The organism is Nocardioides sp. Z13_37, assembly GCF_058355585.1.
The window spans coordinates 466,293-486,819 of record NZ_JBZGDV010000002.1 but is presented as its reverse complement, the minus strand read 5'-3'; the positions used below and the strand labels follow the sequence as shown (position 1 = coordinate 486,819).

The 20,527-nt window shown below is 71.5% G+C and carries 20 protein-coding genes and 2 tRNA genes; 7 read left to right on the top strand and 15 right to left on the bottom strand.

Translation table 11 applies throughout. The annotated features are described in order from the left end of the window. Positions 1 to 112: 112 nt before the first annotated feature. The 10 genes from tig to AC4H2S_RS07335 form a co-directional block, all read right to left on the bottom strand. Entirely contained in the window at positions 113 to 1,531 is a 1,419-nt protein-coding gene (tig, locus tag AC4H2S_RS07380) for a trigger factor (RefSeq protein WP_491496316.1), read from the bottom strand. Between the two features lie 119 nt (positions 1,532 to 1,650). Beyond that, positions 1,651 to 1,723, bottom strand: a tRNA-Pro gene (locus AC4H2S_RS07375). Positions 1,724 to 1,769: 46 nt separating this feature from the next. Further along, positions 1,770 to 1,843 (bottom strand) — tRNA-Gly (locus AC4H2S_RS07370). A 92-nt stretch (positions 1,844 to 1,935) separates the two neighbouring features. Next, on the bottom strand, positions 1,936 to 2,991 hold the full coding sequence (locus tag AC4H2S_RS07365) for a PP2C family protein-serine/threonine phosphatase (protein ID WP_491496315.1): 1,056 nt from the start codon (positions 2,989 to 2,991) through the stop codon (positions 1,936 to 1,938). Then, positions 2,988 to 3,899, bottom strand: coding sequence for an Fpg/Nei family DNA glycosylase (locus tag AC4H2S_RS07360; RefSeq protein WP_491496314.1), 912 nt, complete (start codon positions 3,897 to 3,899; stop codon positions 2,988 to 2,990). The genes AC4H2S_RS07365 and AC4H2S_RS07360 overlap by 4 nt, the downstream gene beginning before the upstream one ends. After that, the gene (locus AC4H2S_RS07355) at positions 3,892 to 4,425 is read right to left on the bottom strand and encodes a ribose-5-phosphate isomerase (protein WP_491496313.1); all 534 of its coding nucleotides are present in this window, start codon (positions 4,423 to 4,425) and stop codon (positions 3,892 to 3,894) included. Before AC4H2S_RS07355 ends, AC4H2S_RS07360 begins: the two co-directional genes overlap by 8 nt. A gap of 69 nt (positions 4,426 to 4,494) precedes the next feature. Further along, positions 4,495 to 5,364, bottom strand: a complete 870-nt coding sequence (locus AC4H2S_RS07350; protein ID WP_491496748.1) for an alpha/beta hydrolase — start codon at positions 5,362 to 5,364, stop codon at positions 4,495 to 4,497. Between the two features lie 49 nt (positions 5,365 to 5,413). After that, positions 5,414 to 5,989: an LURP-one-related family protein gene (locus AC4H2S_RS07345; RefSeq protein ID WP_491496312.1), complete on the bottom strand. Its 576-nt coding sequence runs from the start codon at positions 5,987 to 5,989 to the stop codon at positions 5,414 to 5,416. Between the two features lie 9 nt (positions 5,990 to 5,998). Continuing rightward, on the bottom strand, positions 5,999 to 7,813 hold the full coding sequence (gene metG, locus AC4H2S_RS07340; protein WP_491496311.1) for a methionine--tRNA ligase: 1,815 nt from the start codon (positions 7,811 to 7,813) through the stop codon (positions 5,999 to 6,001). 78 nt (positions 7,814 to 7,891) lie between these two features. Continuing rightward, positions 7,892 to 8,491, bottom strand: coding sequence for a mycothiol-dependent nitroreductase Rv2466c family protein (locus tag AC4H2S_RS07335; RefSeq protein ID WP_491496310.1), 600 nt, complete (start codon positions 8,489 to 8,491; stop codon positions 7,892 to 7,894). Positions 8,492 to 8,582: 91 nt separating this feature from the next. On the opposite strand from AC4H2S_RS07335, the gene pepN reads away from it, so the two are divergent. Next, complete coding sequence (pepN, locus tag AC4H2S_RS07330) at positions 8,583 to 11,150, top strand: aminopeptidase N (RefSeq protein WP_491496309.1); 2,568 nt, start codon at positions 8,583 to 8,585, stop codon at positions 11,148 to 11,150. A gap of 373 nt (positions 11,151 to 11,523) precedes the next feature. Here the strand turns inward: pepN and AC4H2S_RS07325 are convergent, their stop codons facing one another. Beyond that, positions 11,524 to 11,907 (bottom strand): DUF5130 family protein, encoded by a 384-nt coding sequence (locus AC4H2S_RS07325; protein WP_491496308.1) that lies wholly within the window; start codon positions 11,905 to 11,907, stop codon positions 11,524 to 11,526. Continuing rightward, positions 11,894 to 12,283 carry a hypothetical protein gene (locus AC4H2S_RS07320; protein WP_491496307.1) on the bottom strand — a complete coding sequence of 130 codons (390 nt, stop codon included), beginning with the start codon at positions 12,281 to 12,283 and terminating at the stop codon, positions 11,894 to 11,896. The genes AC4H2S_RS07325 and AC4H2S_RS07320 overlap by 14 nt, the downstream gene beginning before the upstream one ends. Positions 12,284 to 12,314: 31 nt before the next feature. On the opposite strand from AC4H2S_RS07320, the gene AC4H2S_RS07315 reads away from it, so the two are divergent. Then, positions 12,315 to 13,433, top strand: coding sequence for a mechanosensitive ion channel family protein (locus AC4H2S_RS07315; RefSeq protein WP_491496306.1), 1,119 nt, complete (start codon positions 12,315 to 12,317; stop codon positions 13,431 to 13,433). Between the two features lie 31 nt (positions 13,434 to 13,464). Then, positions 13,465 to 13,842 carry a globin gene (locus AC4H2S_RS07310; RefSeq protein WP_491496305.1) on the top strand — a complete coding sequence of 126 codons (378 nt, stop codon included), beginning with the start codon at positions 13,465 to 13,467 and terminating at the stop codon, positions 13,840 to 13,842. Here the strand turns inward: AC4H2S_RS07310 and AC4H2S_RS07305 are convergent. Continuing rightward, on the bottom strand, positions 13,826 to 14,686 hold the full coding sequence (locus tag AC4H2S_RS07305; protein WP_491496304.1) for an acyl-CoA thioesterase: 861 nt from the start codon (positions 14,684 to 14,686) through the stop codon (positions 13,826 to 13,828). The genes AC4H2S_RS07310 and AC4H2S_RS07305 overlap by 17 nt on opposite strands. Before the next feature lie 232 nt (positions 14,687 to 14,918). Here AC4H2S_RS07305 and AC4H2S_RS07300 point away from each other — a divergent pair, with 232 nt between their 5' ends. Next, the gene (locus AC4H2S_RS07300) at positions 14,919 to 16,130 is read left to right on the top strand and encodes an acetyl-CoA C-acetyltransferase (protein ID WP_491496303.1); all 1,212 of its coding nucleotides are present in this window, start codon (positions 14,919 to 14,921) and stop codon (positions 16,128 to 16,130) included. A gap of 35 nt (positions 16,131 to 16,165) precedes the next feature. Beyond that, on the top strand, positions 16,166 to 16,660 hold the full coding sequence (locus AC4H2S_RS07295) for a MarR family winged helix-turn-helix transcriptional regulator (protein ID WP_491496302.1): 495 nt from the start codon (positions 16,166 to 16,168) through the stop codon (positions 16,658 to 16,660). Between the two features lie 104 nt (positions 16,661 to 16,764). Here the strand turns inward: AC4H2S_RS07295 and ettA are convergent, their stop codons facing one another. Continuing rightward, the gene (ettA, locus tag AC4H2S_RS07290) at positions 16,765 to 18,447 is read right to left on the bottom strand and encodes an energy-dependent translational throttle protein EttA (protein WP_491496301.1); all 1,683 of its coding nucleotides are present in this window, start codon (positions 18,445 to 18,447) and stop codon (positions 16,765 to 16,767) included. Between the two features lie 149 nt (positions 18,448 to 18,596). Here ettA and AC4H2S_RS07285 point away from each other — a divergent pair, with 149 nt between their 5' ends. Together AC4H2S_RS07285 and AC4H2S_RS07280 are read left to right on the top strand one after the other, a co-directional pair. Beyond that, the gene (locus AC4H2S_RS07285; RefSeq protein WP_491496300.1) at positions 18,597 to 19,118 is read left to right on the top strand and encodes a SigE family RNA polymerase sigma factor; all 522 of its coding nucleotides are present in this window, start codon (positions 18,597 to 18,599) and stop codon (positions 19,116 to 19,118) included. Beyond that, positions 19,115 to 19,999 carry a hypothetical protein gene (locus AC4H2S_RS07280; RefSeq protein ID WP_491496299.1) on the top strand — a complete coding sequence of 295 codons (885 nt, stop codon included), beginning with the start codon at positions 19,115 to 19,117 and terminating at the stop codon, positions 19,997 to 19,999. The genes AC4H2S_RS07285 and AC4H2S_RS07280 overlap by 4 nt, the downstream gene beginning before the upstream one ends. A gap of 55 nt (positions 20,000 to 20,054) precedes the next feature. Here the strand turns inward: AC4H2S_RS07280 and AC4H2S_RS07275 are convergent, their stop codons facing one another. Continuing rightward, positions 20,055 to 20,492 carry a single-stranded DNA-binding protein gene (locus AC4H2S_RS07275; RefSeq protein ID WP_491496298.1) on the bottom strand — a complete coding sequence of 146 codons (438 nt, stop codon included), beginning with the start codon at positions 20,490 to 20,492 and terminating at the stop codon, positions 20,055 to 20,057. Positions 20,493 to 20,527: the final 35 nt, after the last annotated feature.

Genomic DNA, 20,527 nt, shown 5'->3' with positions numbered 1-20,527 from the left:
AGCCGCGATCGTACCCGGACCGGACCGGGTCCGCGGGGGTCCGCTGACGAGCCGGGAAATGCGGGACCGGCGCCCACCCGAGGGTGGACGCCGGTCGCGGGAGCGGGTCGGGTCAGGCCTTGCCGGACTCGTCGGTGCTCTCGTCGGTGCTCTCCGCCGCGGAGTCCTCGGCGGTCGCGTCGGCGGTCGCTTCGACGGGCTCGCCGATGGTGCCGTCGGGGCGCAGGTTCTTGAGCTCGACCACGTTGCCCGACGCGTCCTTGACGGTGGCGGCCTCCACGATGGTGGCCAGCGCCTTGCCGCGCAGGATCTCCTGCACGAGCTCGGGGATGTGGTTGTGCTCGAACATGTGGTTGGCGAACTCCTGCGGGTCCTGGCCGGACTGCTGGGCGCGCCGCACGAGGTGCTCGGAGAGCTCGGCCTGGTCGATGCCGAACTCCTCCTTCTTGGCGACCTTGTCGAGGATGAACTGGGCGGCGACGGCGTCGCGGACCCGGCGGTCGAGGTCGGCCTCGAACTCCTCCTGGGTCTGGCCCTCGTCCTCGAGGTACTTCTCCATCGCGATGCCGGCCATGGCGAGCTGCTGCTCGATGTTCTGGCGGCGCGCGTTGAGCTCGTCGGTGACCATCACCTCGGGAAGCGGGACGGAGACCTTCTCGAGCAGGGCCTCGAGGACCGCGTCGCGAGCGGCGGCGGCCTGCTCGAGGCGCTTGCCGCGGCTGAGGCGCTCGCGCACGTCGGCGGTGAGCTCGTCGACGGTGTCGAACTCGGAGGCCAGCTGGGCGAACTCGTCGTCGTACTCGGGGAGCTGCTGCTCCTGCACGGCCGAGACCTTCACGGTCACCTGGACCGGCTCGCCGACCAGGTCGCCGCCGACCAGCTCGGAGTCGAAGGTCTTCTCCTCGCCGGCGGAGAGACCGACCAGGGCCTCGTCGAGGCCGTCGATCATGCCGCCGCGGCCGACCTTGTAGGACATCCCGGTGACCTCGCCGCCCTCGACGGTCTCGCCATCGCGGGCCGCGACCAGGTCGATGGTCACGAAGTCGCCGTCGGCGGCCGCGCGCTCGACCGGGACGAGGGTGCCGAAGCGCTCACGCAGCGCCTCGACCTGCTCGTCGACGTCGGCGTCGGTGATCTCGACGTCCTCCACGCTGGCCTCGAGGCCCTCGTAGTCGGGGAGCTCGAAGTCGGGCTTGACGTCGACCTCGGCGGTGAACTCGAGGGACTCGTTGTCCTCGAACTTCGTCACCTCGATCTCCGGCTGGGCCAGCGGCTCGAGGTCGTGCTCCTGGAGCGCAGCCATGTACTGCTGCGGGACGACGGCGTTGATCGCCTCGTCGAGGACCGGACCACGGCCGACCTGACGGTCGATGACCGCCGGCGGGACCTTGCCACGGCGGAAGCCGGGGACGTTGATCTGCTTCGCGATCTTCTGGTACGCCGCGTCGAGGCTCGGCTTGAGCTCCTCGAAGGGCACCTCGACGGTCAGCTTGGCCCGGGTGGGGCTCAAGGTCTCGACGGCGCTCTTCACAAATGTCTCCTGATGCTGAAGGTCATGGGTACGCCTGCGGACGAGCCGGGGGAAGAGGCGTCCGCAAACCATGTGAGTCTATCGGCGCTGCGGGCACAGGCCGAATCAGGCTCCAGCGGTCGGGGCGACAGGACTCGAACCTGCGATCTCCTGCTCCCAAAGCAGGCGCGCTAGCCACTACGCTACGCCCCGCCAAACCGGCCCCGGTGCGCTCCCGACGGAGGCGCCGCGGCCTGCTTGGAGCGGATGACGGGAATCGAACCCGCGTAGCCAGTTTGGAAGACTGGGGCTCTACCATTGAGCTACATCCGCGCGCGTCCGACGGCGTCCTCGCCGCCGGTGCGGGAGTCATGGTGCCACACCCGCCGTCCGGCACCCCAACCGCCTCGTGAGCTCCACCCGCGTCAGCGCCGGTGCACGAGGAGCAGCGCGCGGTCGTCGTTGCGCGAGCCGAGCGCCTCGACGAGCCGGGTGGCGCCGCCCTCGAACTCCCCGCGCAACAGCCGCTCGGCCTGGCCGAGCATCCGGTCGATGCCGAGCGAGATGTCGCGGTTGCGCGTCTCGACCATCCCGTCGGTGTAGAGCAGGAGCGCGTCGCCGTGGCGCATCTCCCCCGAGACGGCGGGGAAGGTCGCGTCCTCGATCAGCCCCAGGACCGGACCCTCCGACTCCAGCACCTCCCAGCGCCCGGAGCCCGCGTGGCGCAGCGCGGCCGGCGGGTGGCCGGCGCTGCGGATGTCGTAGCGCCCGGTGGCGAGGTCGAGCGAGAGGTGGATGGCCGTGGCGAAGCCCTCGTCCCAGTCCTGCTGGAGCAGGAACTGGTTGGCGCCGTCGAGGAACTCGCTGGGCGGCAGCGCACTGAGCAGACCGCCCAGGGCGCCGCACAGCAGCAGCGCGCGGGTGCCGGCGCCCTGGCCCTTGCCCGACACGTCGACCACCGCCACCTCGAGGCGGCCCTCGACACGCGTGGCGACGACGAAGTCGCCGGCGAACGGCGTGCCACCGGCGGAGCGGAGCTCGCTGGCGGCGTACCACTCCGGGGGCAGGTCGGGGATCCCGCCCTGCCGCAGGATCCGGTCGCGCAGGTCGACGAACATCGTCTCGCCCTGGATGCCCGCCACGCCCAGGCGCGTGCGGCGCAACGACGCGACCAGCACCATGAGGCCGAGGCTGTAGATGATGACCACGGTGAGCACGATGCGCAGGTCGATCTCGTCCTGGGCGGGCACCACGAGCGCCACCACCAGCAGGACGAACACGACGAACCACGGCAGCTGGCGCGGCCCGAGCACCAGGCTCGAGGCCAGCAGCGGGACCAGCAGGGTGACGAGCGGGACGCTCTCGTGGAAGCGCCAGATGGTCAGGCCGATGAGCAGGGTGACGACGACGAGCAGGACGAGCATCCGCGACCCGCGCGGGATCAGCCGGCTCGCGGCGGCACTGAGTGATGGAGAACTCACGGACGAGCCCCTCCTGATCTCCCAGTCCCCTTGGTGGGAGATCGTAAGGCCCGCGAGCGGAACTTCGGCTGGCATCGGGGGCACCAGAACGTGTTGCGTCCGACGAGCTCGCCCGTGCGCACGGCCGTGCCGCACACCAGGCACGGAAGCGACGTGCGCCGGTAGACGTAGACCTCGCCCCCGTGGTCGTCCTTGCGTGGCTCGCGGCCCATCGCCGCGGGGGTGTGCTCGGGGCGCACGGTGTCGATCCGGCCGGTGCGCACGCCCTCGGCCATGAGCCCGACGAGGTCGTCCCACATCGCGCGCCACTGCCCGACCCGCAGGGTGTTGCCGGGCCGCAGCGGGTGGATGCGGTGGCGGAACAGGACTTCCGCGCGGTAGACGTTGCCGACGCCTGCCAGCACCTTCTGGTCCATCAGCAGGTCGCCGATGGGGCGCGGGCTCGCCGAGATCCGGCGCCAGGCGCGATCGGGGTCGGCGTCGGGTCGCAGCGGGTCGGGTCCGAGGCGGTCGATCACCTCGGCGCGTCGGGCGGGACCCACGAGGTCGCACACGATCGCGCCGCGCAGGTCGGCGTACGCCGGGGGGCGCGGGCCGGGGTCGGGGAGCGTGACGAGCCGCAGCCGGACGGCGCCGACCGGGTCGGGAACCGCCCCGAGCCCTCCCTCGACGTCGGCGTGCACGTCGAACTGGCCGATCAGGCCGAGGTGGACGTGCACGAAGCGCTCGCCCTCGAGCTCGAGGAACAGGTGCTTGCCGGCGGAGTCGGCGTCGACCACCCGCGACCCGTCGAGCAGCGCCGCGTCGGCCGCGAACCGGCCCTGCGGCGACGTGACCCGCACCCGCCGTCCGGCGAAGGCCGCGGTGAGGTCGTCGGCGAGCTTGCGGAGGGTGTGCCCCTCAGGCATCCGTGCGATCGGGTGAGGAGTCGGGGACGGTGCCACGCAGGGCCGACTCCGGCAGCGGCGGCAGCTCGCCCGTCTCGTCGTACGTCGTGAGCTGGCCGATGCGCCGCACGTGGCGCTCGTCGCCGGAGAAGGGGGTGGTGAGGAAGAGCTCGATGAAGCGGGTCATCTCCTCGACCGGGTGCATCCGGCCACCGACCGAGACGACGTTGGCGTCGTTGTGCTCGCGCGCCAGCACGGCGGTCTCCTCCGACCAGGCGAGGGCGCACCGGATGCCCTCCACCTTGTTGGCAGCGATCTGCTCGCCGTTGCCCGAGCCGCCGATCACGACACCCATGCTGTCCAGGCCGTCGGCGCGGTCGGCGGCCACGCCCTCGGCCGCCCGCAGGCAGAAGCACGGGTAGTCGTCGAGGGCGTCGTAGACGAACGGTCCGTGGTCGACGACCTCGTAGTCGTGGTCGACCAGCCAGGTGGTCAGGTGGTCCTTCAGCTCGAGTCCGGCGTGGTCGGAGCCCAGGTGTACGCGCATGGGAGGAGTCTCCCAGAGCAGCCCGACGCCGACACCACCCCCACGAGATCGCGGATGTCCTCCTGCGGCTCAGGCGAGGTGCAGGTCGAGCCAGCCGGCGACCTGCCGCACCAGCGGCTCGGACGCGGTGAAGCCCGCGTGCCGCCAGAAGCCGTGGGTCTGGCCCAGGTAGCGCACCCCGACGGTCTCCACGCCGGTCTCGGCGACCCGCCGGGCGAGCTCCTCCCCCTCGTCGCGCAGCGGGTCGGCCTCGGCGGTGGCGACGAACGTGGGCGGCAGGGTGTGCAGCCGGTCGGAGAGCAGCGGCGCGAGGTCGGGGTCGTCGTAGTCGGCCTCGCTGCGTGCGTACTGCTCCCAGTACCACCGCGCCTGGTCCGGGTCGAAGCCCGAGTCCGCCCCCTGCTGCCACGACGGGAACGCGTTGCGCGGGTCGAGGAAGGGGTAGACCAGCGCCACGGCGCGGAAGAAGCCGGGGTTGCGCAGGGCGGCGACCAGGGCGAGGTTCGCGCCCGCCGAGTCGCCGTGGGCGGCGTACGCGCCCGGCGGGCCCTCGCGCCGCAGCCAGCCGACCACGGTGTCGAGGTCGTCGGGCGCCGCGGGGAACGGGTGCTCCGGCGGGCGGCGGTAGCCGACGCTCAGCACGGGCCGGCCCAGGCGGTTGGCGAAGCGGCGGCAGATGCCGTCGTGGACGTCGATGTCGTGGAGCACGAACCCGCCGCCGTGGGCGTGCACGACGAGCCCCGGCCGGGCGTCGGCGGGCGTGTAGAGGCGGCAGCGCACCCCGTCGGCGTCGACCTCCTCGACCGCCGCGACGTCCTCGCGCGGCTCGAGGAGGCTGGCACGGCGCGCCTCCTCGCGGTGGGCGGCGAGGTCGAAGCCGGGGGCGCGGAGGTCGGCGCCGTCGTCGGCGGCGAGCGCCGCGCGCACCTCGGGATACATCACGTCGGGTCTCCTGGTCGGGGAAGTCGCGGAGTCGGGGAGTGGGTGGCTAGCGCGACATCAGCGCGTCGAGGCCGACGGCGACCGCGGCGGCGACCCGGAAGTCGACCCGCTGGTCGGGCACCGTGACGCGGTAGCGGTCACCGATCGACATCTTGCGCTCGACCGAGAAGAGCGGCGCGCCGGCGGTGTCGACGAAGTCGAAGTGGATCGGGATGAAGTCCACGTCGGTGAATCGGCGCACCAGCGCGACGGCCTGGTTGCGCTCGCGGCCGGAGCCGGCGTAGCCGGGCCCCTCGACCAGGAAGGTCGAGCGGAGCAGCGAGGCGCCGAACTCCTTCTTGAAGAAGCCGATCGACGCGCCGGACTCGTCGGTGATGTCGTAGCCGGCGTTGAGGTCGAGCGCACGGCGCGCCTTGAACCCGAAGACCGGGCGCGACTTGCTCGCGTCGGCGAAGAAGGTGACCTGCTCCTTGAACGCCATCCGCTTCTGCTCCGCCAGCGCCATCAGCCGCGTCGGGTTGCCCGCCTCGTCGGACTCCGAGATCTCGTAGCGGTTGATCATCATGGTCAGCTTCTGCTTGACCACGAACTGCGGCAGGTACATCTCGGCGGTGTCGGACATGGGGGGAGCCTAGCCAGCCGCGCGGGCGAGCTCCTCCTCCACGACCGACGGGTCGAGCTTGGTGAACACCGGCGTCGGCTTGCCGACCTTCGCGCCGACCGGCACCGGCCGCGACTCCCAGGCGGGCGTCGCGGAGTAGTCGCCGGTGATGATCGTGTACGACGTGTGGCCGGCACCGTTGCCGGGCTCGAGCTCGTCGACCTGCTCGACGCGCGGCATCGGCATCAGCTCGCCCTCGCCGCCGAGCACCGCGTGCACCTTGTTGGCCGCGTGGGGCAGGAACGGCGACAGCAGCGTGTTGCAGTCGCTCACGCACTGCGCGGCCACGTGCAGGACCGTGGCGAGCCGCTCGCGCTGCGACTCGTCCTTCATCTTGTAGGGCTCGGTGACGGTGAGGTACTTGTTGACCTCGCCGACCACCCGCATCGCCTCGGCGACGGCAGCCCGCAGCCGGTGCTTCTCGATCAGGTCGCCGACGCTCGTGAAGCCCCCGCGCACGGTGGCGAGCACCCGCTCGTCGACCTCCTCGAGCGGCCCGGCCGCCGGGATCTCGCCGAAGCTCTTGGCGATCATCGTGGCGGTGCGGTTGACCAGGTTGCCCCAGCCCGCGACGAGCTCGGAGTTGTTGCGGGTCACGAAGTCGGCCCACGTGAAGGCGGCGTCGGAGGTCTCCGGACCGGCGGCGCAGATGTAGTAGCGCAGCGCGTCCGGGCCGTAGCGGGCGAGGAAGTCGCCGACGTAGATGACGTTGCCGCGGCTGGTGGAGAACTGCGAGTCGCCGAAGGTGAGGAACTCGCTGGAGACCACCTCGGTCGGCAGGTTGAGCATGCCGAACGCGCCGGGCTCGCCGCCCTTGTCGCCCTCGCCGTTGTAGGCCAGCAGCTCGGCCGGCCAGATCTGGGAGTGGAAGACGATGTTGTCCTTGCCCATGAAGTAGTAGGACTCGGTATCGTGTCCGTCCTCGGCGGGGTTCCACCACGCGCGCCACTTGTCGGGCTCGCCCAGCCGGCGCGCCCACTCGATCGAGGCGGAGAGGTAGCCGATGACCGCGTCGAACCAGACGTAGAGCCGCTTGGTCGGCTGGTCCTCCCAGCCCGGGACCGGGATGCCCCAGTCGATGTCGCGGGTCATCGCCCGCGGGCGGATCTCCTTGAGGATGTTCTGGCTGAACTTGATCACGTTGGGGCGCCACAGGCCGGTCGCCTCGCGCTCGTCGAGCCACGTGCCCAGCGCGTCGGCGAGGGCCGGCAGGTCGAGGAACCAGTGCTGGGTGTCGCGGAACTCCGGGGTCTCGCCGTTGATCTTCGAGCGCGGGTCGATGAGGTCGGTCGGGTCGAGCTGGTTGCCGCAGTTGTCGCACTGGTCCCCGCGCGCCTGGGCGTACTTGCAGATCGGGCACGTGCCCTCGATGTAGCGGTCGGGCAGCGTGCGGCCCGTCGAGGGGCTGATCGCGGTCTTCGTCGTCTCCTCGACCATGTAGCCGTTGCGGCGACACGTCTCGAACATCTCCTGCACCACCGCGTAGTGGTTGCCGGTGGTGGTGCGGGTGAAGAGGTCGTACGACAGCCCGAGGCCGCAGAGGTCGTCGACGATCACCTGGTTGTACTTGTCGACGAGCTCGCGGGCGGGCACACCCTCGTCGTCGGCGAGCACCAGGATCGGCGTGCCGTGCTCGTCGGTGCCGCTCACCATCAGCACGTCGTGGCCCGCCATCCGCATGTACCGGCTGAACACGTCGGAGGGCACGCCGAAACCGGCCACGTGGCCGATGTGGCGCGGGCCGTTGGTGTACGGCCAGGCGACGGCGGACAGGACACGAGTCATGGACGCAAGCCTAGTGACCGGGTGCCACCCGGTTTGCGCGGGTGGCACCCGTGGTCACGGGCGGGCGGCGAGGCCCGGTCAGGAGAAGTCGAGGTCGCCCGTGCGCGAGCGCTTGAGCTCGTAGAAGTAGGGGAACTTCGCGACGGCGACGGCGCCGTCCCAGAGCTCGCCGGCCTCCTCGCCGCGCGGGATCTTCGACAGGACCGGGCCGAAGAAGGCCGAGCCGTTGATGTGGATGGTGGGCGTGCCCACGTCGTCGCCGACGGGGTCCATGCCCTCGTGGTGGCTCTTGGCGACCGCGTCGTCGAGCGAGGCGTCGTCCCAGGCCTCGATCAGGTCGGCGGGCAGGCCCACGTCGGCGAGCGAGGCGGCGACCGTCTCCCTGGTCAGCTCCTCGCCGTTGTTGTGGTGGCGGGTGCCGACAGCGGTGTACCAGTCGCCCAGCGCCTTGTTGTCGTGCTCCTGCGCGATCTTGATCGCGACGCGCACCGGCTTCTCGGAGCCCGTGAGCATCTCCCGGTACTCGTCGGGGATGTCCTTGTCCTTGTTGAGGTAGGCCAGCGACATCACGTGCCACTGCACGTCGATGTCGCGCACCTGCTCGACCTCGCGGATCCAGCGCGAGGTGATCCAGGCGAACGGGCAGAGGGGGTCGAACCAGAGGTCAGCGGTAGCCATGTCCACCACAAGACCCCGGCCCGGCCACCTATTCCCCACCGCTCCCCCACCGGTATGGGCCGGCGACCCACCCCGGTGGCAGGATGCCCGCATGCCTGGAACCAACCTCACCCGGGACGAGGCCGCCACCCGCGCCGCCCTCCTGGACGTCACGGCGTACACCGTCGACCTGGACCTGACGTCAGCCACCCAGCCCGAGGAGACCACCTTCGTCTCCACGACCACGCTCGAGTTCACCTGCCGGGAGCCAGGGGCCGCCACCTTCGCCGACCTGGTCGCTCCCAGCGTCCGCGAGATCACGCTCAACGGCCGCAGCCTCGACCCGGCCACGGCGTACGCCGACCACCGCATCGCGCTCGAGGGGCTCGAGGCGACCAACACGCTCGTCGTGACGGCCGACTGCGCCTACTCCAACACCGGGGAGGGCCTGCACCGCTTCGTCGACCCCGCCGACGACCGGGTCTACCTCTACAGCCAGTTCGAGGTGCCCGACGCCCGGCGCGTCTTCACCACCTTCGAGCAGCCCGACCTCAAGGCCGTGTTCACGTTCAACGTCACCGCGCCCTCGCACTGGGTCGTGGTGTCCAACGCCGCGACCCCCGAGCCGGTGGAGGCGGGTGACGGCGCCTCGCTGTGGCGCTTCCCCACCACCAAGCGGATGTCGACCTACATCACCGCGATCGTCGCCGGCGAGTACCACGGCGAGTTCGACACCTACGAGGGCAAGTTCGGCAGCATCCCGCTCGGCCACTACTGCCGCCAGTCGCTCAAGGAGCACATGGACACCGCCGAGCTGGTCAAGCTGACCAAGCAGAGCTTCGAGTGGTTCGAGGAGCAGTTCGACTACCCCTACCCGTTCGGCAAGTACGACCAGCTCTACGTGCCGGAGTACAACGCCGGGGCGATGGAGAACGCCGGCTGCGTGACCCTGCGCGACGAGTACCTCCCCCGCAGCCGCCAGCCGCGCTCGTTCTTCGAGTTCCGCGCCTCGGTCATCACCCACGAGATGGCGCACATGTGGTTCGGCGACCTGGTGACGATGAAGTGGTGGGACGACCTCTGGCTCAACGAGTCGTTCGCGGAGTGGGCCTGCTACTGGTGCGAGGCCAACGCCACCGAGTTCACCGACGCGTGGACCGGCTTCGCCAACGCCCGCAAGCAGACCGGATACCGCGCCGACCAGCTGCCCTCCACCCACCCGATCGCGGCCGACAACGTCGACCTGCACGCGGTCGAGGTCAACTTCGACATGATCACCTACGCCAAGGGCGCGTCGGTGCTCAAGCAGCTCGTCGCGTGGGTCGGCATCGAGCCGTTCCTGAAGGGCCTGCGGTCCTACTTCAAGGAGTGGGAGTACGGCAACCCGGAGTTCAAGGACCTGCTCGCCACGCTGGAGAGGTCCTCGGGCCGCGAGCTGCAGGGCTGGGCGCAGGAGTGGCTCCAGACGGCCGGCGTCAACACGCTCGCGCCGGTCTTCGAGCTCGACGACGACGGCGCGTACTCGTCGTTCGCCGTCGCCCAGTCGGCGCATCCTGACTGGCCGACGCTGCGCCGCCACCGCCTCGGCATCGGCCTCTACGACGAGGTGTCCGACGAGGAGGGCGCCGGGCGCCTGGTGCGTCGCGACTACCTCGAGATCGACGTCGACGGCGCCAGCACCGATGTCCCCGGCCTCGTCGGCACCCGCCAGCCGGCCCTGCTGCTGCTCAATGACGAGGACCACGCCTACGCCAAGATCCGCCTCGACGAGCGCTCGCTGGCGACCGCGATCTCGGCCCTGTCGACGTTCGAGGACTCGCTCCCCCGGGCGCTCGTGTGGGGTGCCGCGTGGGACATGACGCGCGATGCCGAGATGCGCACCCGCGAATGGCTCGACCTGGTGCTCGCCAACATCGGCCAGGAGACCGACGCGTGGGCGGTGACCCGGATCCCGGCGTCGACCGCGCTCGCCGTCAACTTCTACTCCGACCCCGCGCACCGGCCCGAGCTGAAGGCACGGTGGGAGACCGGCCTGCGCGAGCTGCTGCTGGCTGCCGAGCCCGGCAGCGACCACCAGCTCACCTTCGCCCGCTCCTACGCCGGCGCCGCCCACAGCGACGCCGCGCTCGACGACCTCATCGGCCTGCTCGACGGGTCGTTCGAGGTCGAGGGGCTGGCGATCGACCAGGACATGCGCTGGGTGCTCATCACCGCCCTGGCCAAGCAGGGACGCTTCGGCGACGCGGAGATCGACGCCGAGCTCGAGGTCGACCGGACCATCTCGGGCAAGGAGCAGGCCGCCGCCGCCCGGGCCGCCCAGCCGACCGCGGAGGCCAAGGCCGCCGCGTGGGACGCGCTCCTCGACCCGGCGACGCCCAACGAGACCTCGCGCGAGATCGCGTTCTCGATCTTCCGCTTCGGCCAGGAGGACGTGCTCGAGCCCTACCTCGAGAAGTTCCTCACCGCGTCGCAGACGCTCGTCGACACGCTGGGCTTCCACAAGGCCTCGACGATCCTCGAGTACGGCTTCCCGCGCCCGCTCGGCTCCGCTGCCACCCTCCAGCGCCTCGACGAGTGGCTGGCCGACGGCTCCGCGCCCAAGCAGGCGCAGCGCTACGTCGGCGAGGCGCGCGCCGAGATCGCCCGCGCGCTGGCCGCGCAGGAGCACGACGCCCGCTGACGGGTCGAGTGGGCGCGTCCTGACACCCCAGAAGGGTCGAGTGGGCGCGTCCTGACACCCCAGCAGCACCGAGTCGGCGCGTCCTGACACTCCAGCAGCGTCGAGTCGGCTCGTCCTGACACCCCAGACGGGTCGAGTGGGCGGGTCCTGACACTCCAGCAGCTTCGAGTCGGCGCATCCTGACCCATCGAGGTCAGGATGCGCCGGCTCGGGGCCATTTTGGCGCGAGGATGCGCCGGCTCGAGGCCATTGCGGCGCGACGATGCGCCGACTCGAGGCCATTTTGGCGCGAGGATGCGCCGACTCGGCTCGGTTGCGGCGCGACGATGCGCCGCCTCGACACCACTTCGGCGTCAGGACGAGCCGCCTCGGTTCAGGCCGGGGCCGACTCCTGCGCCTGGGCGCGCTCGGCCAGCATGGCGATGCCGCGCTGGAGGCCGGCGAGCAGGTGGCCGGCGGCGAACTCCGACGACATCGCGTCGACGGCGTGCTCGACCTCGGCGTCGGACACGAAGCGGCGTACGTCGCCGCCGGTGACGACCTCGACCACCCGGCGACGCGGGTCGACGAGGACCAGCACGCTGCGTGCTGGGACGACGAGGCGGTTGTGCAGGCGGGTCGCCCAGGCGCGCGTGTCGTCACCCTCCACCGGACCGACGTAGACGGAGAACTCGAAGCGGGAGGCCTGCTCGGCGAGCCGGATGGACTTGTCGAGGGCCAGCCGGTCGGTGTCGCTCAGGGCTTCACCAGCGGCCACTGGCGCCACCTGCTCGAGAGTCCGCGCCGTCGGGGGCGGGGAGCTCGGCGACACCCTGGCGGGGACCGCCGATCCACTGCGGCTCGCCGGCCGAGTGGTCGGGCAGGAGGCGCTCGCCGCGGATCATCGGCGGCAGGTAGACCGCGACCGCGATCACCACGAACGCCAGGAGCGGGATCCCGACGAACAGCGCCAGGGAGTGCAGCGAGTCGAGCTGCATGCGCTCGGTCTGGCCTCCCCAGCCCTCGGGGACGTCGGCGCGGGCCGGCGCGGCGAGCAGGGCGAGGGCCGTGCCCCCGGCGAGGGCCGCGGCACGGCCGCCCCAGCGGGCGCGGGCGCTTCGGGGTGAGCGGGAGGGGCTGACGTGCGTGGTCACGGGTCACAGCGTATCGCCCATACTGGCGGGCATGCCTCACCCCCTCACCACCCCGATCATGCTGATGAGCGAGGCCTCCGGGAGCGAGACCAACCCCTGCAAGGACGACGGCCGGCTCTGCGACTGGACCTGGGAGCGCACCGGCGACGCGTCGCTGTCCACGGCGGTCGACTGGGTCGTCGGCAAGCCGCTGGCCCTGGTCGGCCTGGTGATCATCGGGTTCGTGGTGCGGTGGATGCTCCACCGGCTCGTCGACCGCATCGTGAGCAGGGCCGAGCACGGGGTGCTGCCCGACCGCCTGAGCCGCGCGATCTCGGGCGGGCGGATGGGCGCGGCCCTCAACCTGCGCGAGGACCCGACCTACACGCGGCGCGTGCAGCGTGCGGCCACGATGGGCTCGCTGCTCAAGAGCGTCATCACCGGCGTCGTCCTCACCGTGGTCTCGCTGATGTTCATCGCCGAGCTGGGCTACGACATCGGGCCGCTGATCGCCAGCGCCGGCATCATCGGCGTCGCCATCGGCTTCGGCTCGCAGGCGCTGGTCAAGGACTTCCTGTCGGGCATCTTCATGATCTTCGAGGACCAGTACGGCGTCGGCGACGAGGTCGACCTGGGCGAGGCCTCGGGCACCGTGGAGGCGGTGGGCCTGCGCGTGACGCGGCTGCGCGACGTCAACGGCACCGTCTGGTACGTCCGCAACGGCGAGATCCTGCGGGTCGGCAACATGAGCCAGAACTGGGCCCGCACCGTGCTCGACGTCGGCGTCGCCTACGGCGAGGACCTGGCCCGCGTGCAGCGCGTGCTGGCCGACGTCGCGCACGACCTCTGGCAGGACGAGGACTTCACCGGTCGCGTCATCGAGGAGCCGTCGGTGTGGGGCGTGCAGGAGCTCGGGCCGGACGGCGTGCTGGTGCGCGTGGCGCTCAAGACCGCGCCGCTGGAGCAGTGGGCCGTGGCCCGCGAGATGCGCCAGCGGATCAAGGCCAGGTTCGACCTGGAGGGCATCGAGATCCCGTTCGCCCAGCGCGTGCTGTGGATCCGCGACCAGCAGCGCCCCGAGGCCCCGCCGGCCGACGACGCGCACCCGCCCGCCCGTGGTCCGGGGCAGACCGAGGCCGAGATCTCGCCGACCGGGGAGACCCCGCCCTGAGCCCGCTGGGGTGGCACGGGAGGATGGTCGCGTGACGACCACGTTCTACGACGAGATCGGCGGCGAGGAGACGATCCGCCGGATCGTGCACCGCTTCTACGAGGGCGTCGCCGACGACGAGGTCCTGCGCCCGATGTACCCCGAGGAGGACCTCGGCCCCGCCGAGGACCGGTTCGCGCTGTTCCTCATCCAGTACTGGGGCGGCCCGACCACGTACGGCGACACGCGCGGCCACCCGCGGCTGAGGATGCGCCACGCGCCGTTCCGCGTGACGCCGGAGTCCGCGCAGCACTGGCTGCGGCACTTCCGCGCCGGCCTCGACGAGGCCGGCCTCACCCCCGAGCAGGACGAGCGGTTCTGGGACTACGTCACCCACGCGGCGCAGTTCATGGTCAACTCCCCGGAGTGAGCGCCCCGGCGCGCTCGCGCAGCACGGCGGGCACGGGGGCCGGACGCCCGGTGGCGCTGTCCATGCAGACCCCGACCACGCGCGCGCGGGCCAGCACCTCCTCGCCGTCGCGCACCACCGAGTCGAACACGACCGACGTGGTGCCGATCCGCGAGATCCACGTGCGGCAGTCGTAGGGCTCGGGCCGGAAGAGGATCGGGCGCCGGTAGTCGACATCGACCTGGGCGACCACGAGGTGGTGCCCCTGTCCCAGCTCGGCCCCGCTGGCCGTCATGAGCTGGATCCGCGCCTCCTGGAAGTACTCGAAGTACTTCACGTTGTTCACGTGGCCGTAGACGTCGACGTCGCTGAATCGGACGTGCACCGGGTAGTGCCCGCCGGGCACGTCGACGACGTCGGGTGCGCTCGGCGTACGCACCGGCTCGTCCGGCTCGAGCAGCCGCACGAGCGACTCGCGCTCCTCGGGGTGCAGCCGGCGTGGTCGCTCGGTGGAGAAGACGTAGGGGGTCAGGACGGTCCGGGCTCGGACGTAGACCGTGCGCTCGCCCGACGCGTCCTCGGCGAAGACCTCGTAGGCCATCGTGAAGCTCGCGGCGCGTATCTCGGTCACCCAGCACTCGATCGAGACCGGCTCGGGGCCGAAGGTCAGCGACGAGAGGTAGGTGACCTCGTGCCGCACGACGACGACGCCCTCGGCCAGGTCGTCGGCCCGGCTCGCGGGGGCGTGGGTGCGGAACATGTCGACCCGCGCCTCCTGGAGGTAGTCGACGTAGGTGACGTTGTTGACGTGGCCGAGCAGGTCGAGGTCGGCCCACCTCAGGGGGCAGCGATAGAGATGGCGCACGCCCCGATCGTCGCAGACGACGACCGGGCGGGCGATCAGTGTGCGACGTGCAGACGGCGGTGGTGGGCCGGGATGGACTCGTGGCGCGCGCCCGGCGCTCGACTCGCGAGGTTCGCGCAGTGGCGCAAGGAAGGCGCAAGCACCTGGCATGGTCCGCGAGATGATGCCGCACTAAGGTGCGGAGGCAGCAGCACGACGACCCGTTCCGCCCACCGAGTCACCGGAGTTCTCCATGCCCGAGGCAGTGATCGTTTCCGCAGCGCGCTCCCCCATCGGCCGCGCCAACAAGGGCTCGCTCAAGGACTTCCGCCCCGACGACCTCACCGCGCTCGTGGTGCAGGCCGCGCTCGAGAAGATCCCCGCCCTCGACCCCGCCACGATCGAGGACCTGCTCCTCGGCTGCGGGCTCCCCGGTGGGGAGTCGGGCAACAACATGGCGCGGGTGGTCACCACGCTGCTCGGCCTCGAGGTCCCCGGCGCGACCGTGACCCGCTACTGCTCGTCGTCGGTGCAGACCACCCGGATGGCGTTCCACGCGATCAAGGCCGGCGAGGGCGACATCTTCGTCTCCGCCGGCGTGGAGACCGTGTCCCGCTTCGCCAAGGGCACCTCCGACCACATTCCCGACACGCGCAACCCGCGCTTCGCCGACGCCGCGGCCCGCACTGCCGAGTACGCCGAGGGCGGCCGCGACTGGCACGACCCGCGCGAGGACGGCGAGCTGCCCGACATCTACATCGCGATGGGCCAGACGGCCGAGAACGTCGCCCGGCTGCGCGGCCTGGACCGCAAGGAGCTCGACGAGTTCGCCGTCCGCTCGCAGAACCTCGCCGAGAAGGCGATCGCCGACGGCTTCTGGGAGCGCGAGATCACCCCCGTCACCACGCCCGACGGCACCGTGGTCAGCAAGGACGACGGCCCGCGTGCCGGCGTGACGTACGAGGCCATCGCCGCGCTCGACCCGGTCTTCCGTCCCGACGGCGTGGTCACCGCCGGCAACTGCTGCGCGCTCAACGACGGCGCCGCGGCTGTGGTCATCATGTCCGACACCAAGGCCGCCGAGCTCGGCCTCACGCCGCTGGCGCGCATCGTGTCGACCGGCGTCTCGGGCCTCTCCCCCGAGATCATGGGCCTCGGCCCGGTCGAGGCCACGAAGAACGCGCTGAAGCACGCCGGCATGAGCATCGGCGACATCGACCTCGTCGAGATCAACGAGGCCTTCGCCGCCCAGGTCGTCCCGTCCTACCAGGACCTCGGCATCGACCTCGACCGGCTCAACGTCAACGGGGGCGCGATCGCGGTCGGCCACCCCTTCGGCATGACCGGCGCCCGCCTGCAGAACACCATGCTCAACAGCCTCGACTGGCACGACAAGTCCACCGGCCTGATCACGATGTGCGTCGGCGGCGGCCAGGGCATGGCGATGATCCTCGAGCGGCTCTGACCTCATCCCGGCCTCGCCAGCACTACGCTGGTCCCATGACCACGACGGGCGAGCCGCGCTGGCTCGACGACGACCAGCAGCACTCCTGGCGCGCGCTGATGATGGGCATGACGCTCCTCGAGGAGCGCCTCGACGACGACCTGCGGCGTGAGTTCGGCATGTCGCTCACCGAGTACGAGGTGCTGGTCAGGCTCTCCGAGCGGCCGGGCCGCGCGATGCGGATGGCCCAGCTCGCCGACGCGATGGCCCACTCGCGCAGCCGGGTGACGCACACCGTCGCCCGGATGGAGGCCGCCGGCTACGTCACCCGCGGCACGACCCCGGAGGACGGGCGCGGGGTGGTGGCGACCATGACCGACCAGGGCTACGAGCTGCTGGTGCGCGCCGCGCCGTGCCACGTGGAGAGCGTGCGGCGCAACATCGTCGACCTGGTGCCCGACGAGGACTTCGCCGCCGTCGGGCGGGTGTTCAACCGTGTCGCCGATCACCTGGTCAACCGGCACCCGGAGTCGGAGATCCGGCCCGCCTGAGCCCGTCCGCCCACGTGTGTCCGGCCGCGCGGGGGTGAGCGGTGGCTGAGCAACCTTCTACCCCGCCCAGAACGTTGCCCACTCACCGCCCAGGCGGCGGCGGGTCAGTCGCGGGTGAGCCGGCGGTGGGTGACGCGGTGCGGGCGGGCGGCCTCGATGCCGAGCCGCTCGACCTTGTTCTCCTCGTAGGACGCGAAGTTGCCCTCGAACCAGAACCACCTCGCCGGGTCCTCGTCGTCGCCCTCCCACGCCAGGATGTGGGTCGCCACGCGGTCGAGGAACCACCGGTCGTGGGAGGTGACCACGGCACAGCCGGGGAAGTCGAGCAGCGCGTCCTCGAGGGACGACAGGGTCTCCACGTCGAGGTCGTTGGTGGGCTCGTCGAGGAGCAGCAGGTTGCCGCCCATCTTCAGCGTCAGCGCCAGGTTGAGGCGGTTGCGCTCGCCACCCGACAGGATGCCGGCCTTCTTCTGCTGGTCCGGGCCCTTGAAGCCGAAGGAGGCGACGTAGGCGCGGCTGTTCATCTCGAAGTTGGCGACCTTGATGAAGTCGAGCCCGTCGGAGACGACCTCCCAGACGTTCTTGTTGGGGTCGATGCCGCCGCGGGACTGGTCGACGTAGGACAGCTTGACGGTCTGGCCGACGGTCAGGGTGCCCTCGTCGGGCTGCTCCGAGCCGGTGATCATCCGGAAGAGGGTGGTCTTGCCGACGCCGTTGGGGCCGATCACGCCGACGATGCCCGCGCGGGGCAGCTTGAAGGACAGGTCGTGGATCAGGGTGCGGTCGTCGAAGCCCTTGCCGAGCCCCTCGGCCTCGAGCACGATGTCGCCCAGGCGCGGGCCGGCCGGGATGTTGATCTCGGAGGTGTCGATCTTGCGCATCCGGTCGGCCTCGGCCGCCATCTCCTCGTAACGGGCCAGACGCGACTTGCTCTTGGCCTGCCGGGCCTTGGGGTTGGAGCGGACCCACTCGAGCTCCTTCTCCAGCATCCGGGCGCGCTTGGCGTCCTTCTGGCCCTCGACCTTGAGCCGGTCCTTCTTGGTCTCGAGGTAGGTGGAGTAGTTGCCCTCGTAGGGGTGCGCCTTGCCGCGGTCGAGCTCGAGGATCCACTGCGCGACGTTGTCGAGGAAGTAGCGGTCGTGGGTGACGGCGAGGACGGCGCCGGGGTAGGAGGCGAGGTGGCCCTCGAGCCACTGCACCGACTCGGCGTCGAGGTGGTTGGTGGGCTCGTCGAGCAGGAGCAGGTCGGGCTGCTGGAGGAGCAGCTTGCACAGCGCCACGCGGCGGCGCTCACCACCGGAGAGATTGTCGACCAGCGCGTCGGGCGGCGGGCACCGCAGGGCGTCCATGGCCTGGTCGAGGCGGCTGTCGAGGTCCCACGCGTTGGCGTTGTCGAGCTCGGTCTGGAGGTCGCCCGTCTCCTTCATCAGGGCGTCCTGGTCGGCGTCGGGCTCGCCCATCTCCATGTAGGCCTCCTCGAGGCGCTTCATCTTCGCCTTGAGGTCGCCGACCGCCTCCTCCACGTTCTCCAGGACGGTCTTGCCCTCGGTGAGCGGCGGCTCCTGCTGGAGCATGCCGACCGTCGCCTCGGGGTCGATGATGGCGTCGCCGTTGTTGGGGTGGTCGAGCCCCGCCATGATCTTCAGCAGCGAGGACTTGCCCGTGCCGTTGGGGCCGACGACTCCGATCTTGGCGCCGTGGAGGAACGACAAGGTGACGTTGTCGAGGACGACCTTGTCGCCGTGGGCCTTGCGCACATTGCGCAGTGTGAAGACGTACTCAGCCATGCAGGCGAGCCTACGGGGAAGCGACCCCCGGCCGACAATCGCACCTACGCTTGCGCCACCCGTCCGGCGACGACCATGAGACCGGCTCGGTGCTCCACCGCGTCAAGGGGGTGGACGGCCTCCGCCCGGGAGGCCAAGGAGGGGGATCGATGCGCGCGAGCACCAGCGTCGACGACGAGTTCACCTCGTTCGTCGCGGCGGCCTCGGCACAGCTGCACCGCAAGGCCTGGCTGCTGACGACCTCGTCGGCCGCCGCGGACGACCTGCTGCAGTCGGCGCTCGCCAAGGCGTACGTCCACTGGCGCCGGGTGAGCGCCGCCGACGACCCGACGGCCTACGTCAGCGGGATCGTGCTGAAGACCTTCCTCAGCGACCGACGACGACGCAGCAGCACCGAGGTCGCCGTGGCCGAGGTCGCCGACCAGCAGTCGGTGAGCGACGACCCCGCGCTGCGGCTGACGCTGCTCGCCGCGCTGCGCACCCTGGCGCCGCTCGACCGCGCCGTGGTGGTGCTGCGCTACTGGGAGGACCGCTCCGTGGAGGAGACCGCCCATGCCCTGCACCTGAGCACCGCAGCGGTGAAGAACCGCTCCCTGCGGGCCCTGGCAGCGCTGCGCGCCGAGCTCGCCGACCTGCGCACCCCCGCCGCGACACAGGAGGGTCCCCGATGAGCACGACCAGCCCCACCACCCCCACGCCCGAGTCCGACGAGCACCTCGTCCGCGAGGTCATGGACTCCGCGATGGCACACACCCGTCCCCCGCTCGACCTGCCCGTCGCGGCACTGGCCCGCGGCCGCCGGCTGCGGGCGCGGCGCCGCGTCGGCATCGCCGGCGCGGCCGTCGCCGCCAGCGTCCTCTCCGCCGTGGCCCTCCCCTGGGCGTTCGGCGGTGACAGCACCCGCGCCACCGAGGGCAGCGGCCTCGTCGCCACGCAGGGGGCGGCCCCGGAGGAGCAGGCACCGCCCGGTTGGTGGGACATGCCCGCGGCCGAGATGGTCGGCACCGTGGAGGCGATCCTTCCCGACGGCATCACCGTGACCGCCCCCGGGCCCCTCGAGGCCGACACCCCCGAAGGTGGGCCCGCGACCGGCTGGATCAACGCCGAGCTGATGGGGACCACGGGACAGGGCAGGCTCAACGTGATGGTCTATCGCGACGCGAGGCCCGCGCCGGACCCCGATGACGCGGACCCCGATGACGCGACGATGGTGCCCACGCCGAGCAGCGACCCCTCGGTCGCGGGCGGGGACGGCGCCGAGCCCGACCGCACCCGGTGCGGTGAGGAGCTCACGGGGCAGACCGAGTGCGCGGAGATCCGCGACGAGGACGGCGCGGTGATCGGCCGACGGCTGACCCACCGGTCGGGAGCGCTCGTCGTGACCGAGGTCGTGATCGAGCGCGACGGCGGCATTGTCTACGCCGCCAGCGCCAACACGCTCGACGAGAAGTGGGACGCCGACTCCCCCGTGACCGCCACCCGTCCCCCGCTGCACCTCGGCCAGCTCGAGGCCCTGGTGCGCAACGACGCCTGGGTGTCGTACGAGCCCTGACCGACGGCGCGTCGGGCGATCCTCGGCCGCCGGTCGTCCCACGCCCGGCAGCGCGTCAGGCCGCCTGTTGCCCAGCCTGCTGCCCGGCCTGCGGCTCGGCCTCCCCCGCGACCTGCGGCACCTCGGCGGGCACCTCGGCGGGCGCCGCCTTGGTGAAGCTGGTGGTGCCGTGGAACAGGTCGTGGCCGACGGCGGAGGCCACCACCTCGACGGAGGTCTGCGGTGCGCCGTCGCGCTCCCACAGGTCGGCCACCAGCCGCCCGTGGACCACGACCGGGTCGCCGTTGTGCAGCGAGGAGGCCGCGTGGCGGGCCAGCCGGTTCCACGCCTTGACGGTGTGCCACGACGTGGCGCCCCTGACCCACTCGCCGTCGCGCCAGCGGCTCGGCGTGCAGGCCATGCGGAAGGTCGCGACGGCGCGGCCGTCGGCGATCTCGCGCAGCGTCACGTCGCCGCCGATCCGGCCGGTCAGGGTGATCTGGGTGTCGTACATCGGTGCCTCCTGGCTCGGGCGACGGCCGTCCCGCC

Bases quoted from the DNA above. Each gene is read 5' to 3' on its own strand.
- AC4H2S_RS07300 (WP_491496303.1), top strand. From the start codon at position 14,919: ATGCCCGAGGCAGTGATCGTTTCCGCAGCGCGCTCCCCCATCGGCCGC.
- AC4H2S_RS07335 (WP_491496310.1), bottom strand. From the start codon at position 8,491: ATGGCTACCGCTGACCTCTGGTTCGACCCCCTCTGCCCGTTCGCCTGG.
- AC4H2S_RS07275 (WP_491496298.1), bottom strand. From the start codon at position 20,492: ATGTACGACACCCAGATCACCCTGACCGGCCGGATCGGCGGCGACGTG.
- pepN (WP_491496309.1), top strand. From the start codon at position 8,583: ATGCCTGGAACCAACCTCACCCGGGACGAGGCCGCCACCCGCGCCGCC.
- AC4H2S_RS07280 (WP_491496299.1), top strand. From the start codon at position 19,115: ATGAGCACGACCAGCCCCACCACCCCCACGCCCGAGTCCGACGAGCAC.
- AC4H2S_RS07355 (WP_491496313.1), bottom strand. From the start codon at position 4,425: ATGCGCGTACACCTGGGCTCCGACCACGCCGGACTCGAGCTGAAGGAC.
- metG (WP_491496311.1), bottom strand. From the start codon at position 7,813: ATGACTCGTGTCCTGTCCGCCGTCGCCTGGCCGTACACCAACGGCCCG.
- AC4H2S_RS07350 (WP_491496748.1), bottom strand. From the start codon at position 5,364: ATGTATCCCGAGGTGCGCGCGGCGCTCGCCGCCGACGACGGCGCCGAC.
- AC4H2S_RS07295 (WP_491496302.1), top strand. From the start codon at position 16,166: ATGACCACGACGGGCGAGCCGCGCTGGCTCGACGACGACCAGCAGCAC.
- AC4H2S_RS07285 (WP_491496300.1), top strand. From the start codon at position 18,597: ATGCGCGCGAGCACCAGCGTCGACGACGAGTTCACCTCGTTCGTCGCG.
- ettA (WP_491496301.1), bottom strand. From the start codon at position 18,447: ATGGCTGAGTACGTCTTCACACTGCGCAATGTGCGCAAGGCCCACGGC.
- AC4H2S_RS07315 (WP_491496306.1), top strand. From the start codon at position 12,315: ATGCCTCACCCCCTCACCACCCCGATCATGCTGATGAGCGAGGCCTCC.
- AC4H2S_RS07360 (WP_491496314.1), bottom strand. From the start codon at position 3,899: ATGCCTGAGGGGCACACCCTCCGCAAGCTCGCCGACGACCTCACCGCG.
- AC4H2S_RS07345 (WP_491496312.1), bottom strand. From the start codon at position 5,989: ATGTCCGACACCGCCGAGATGTACCTGCCGCAGTTCGTGGTCAAGCAG.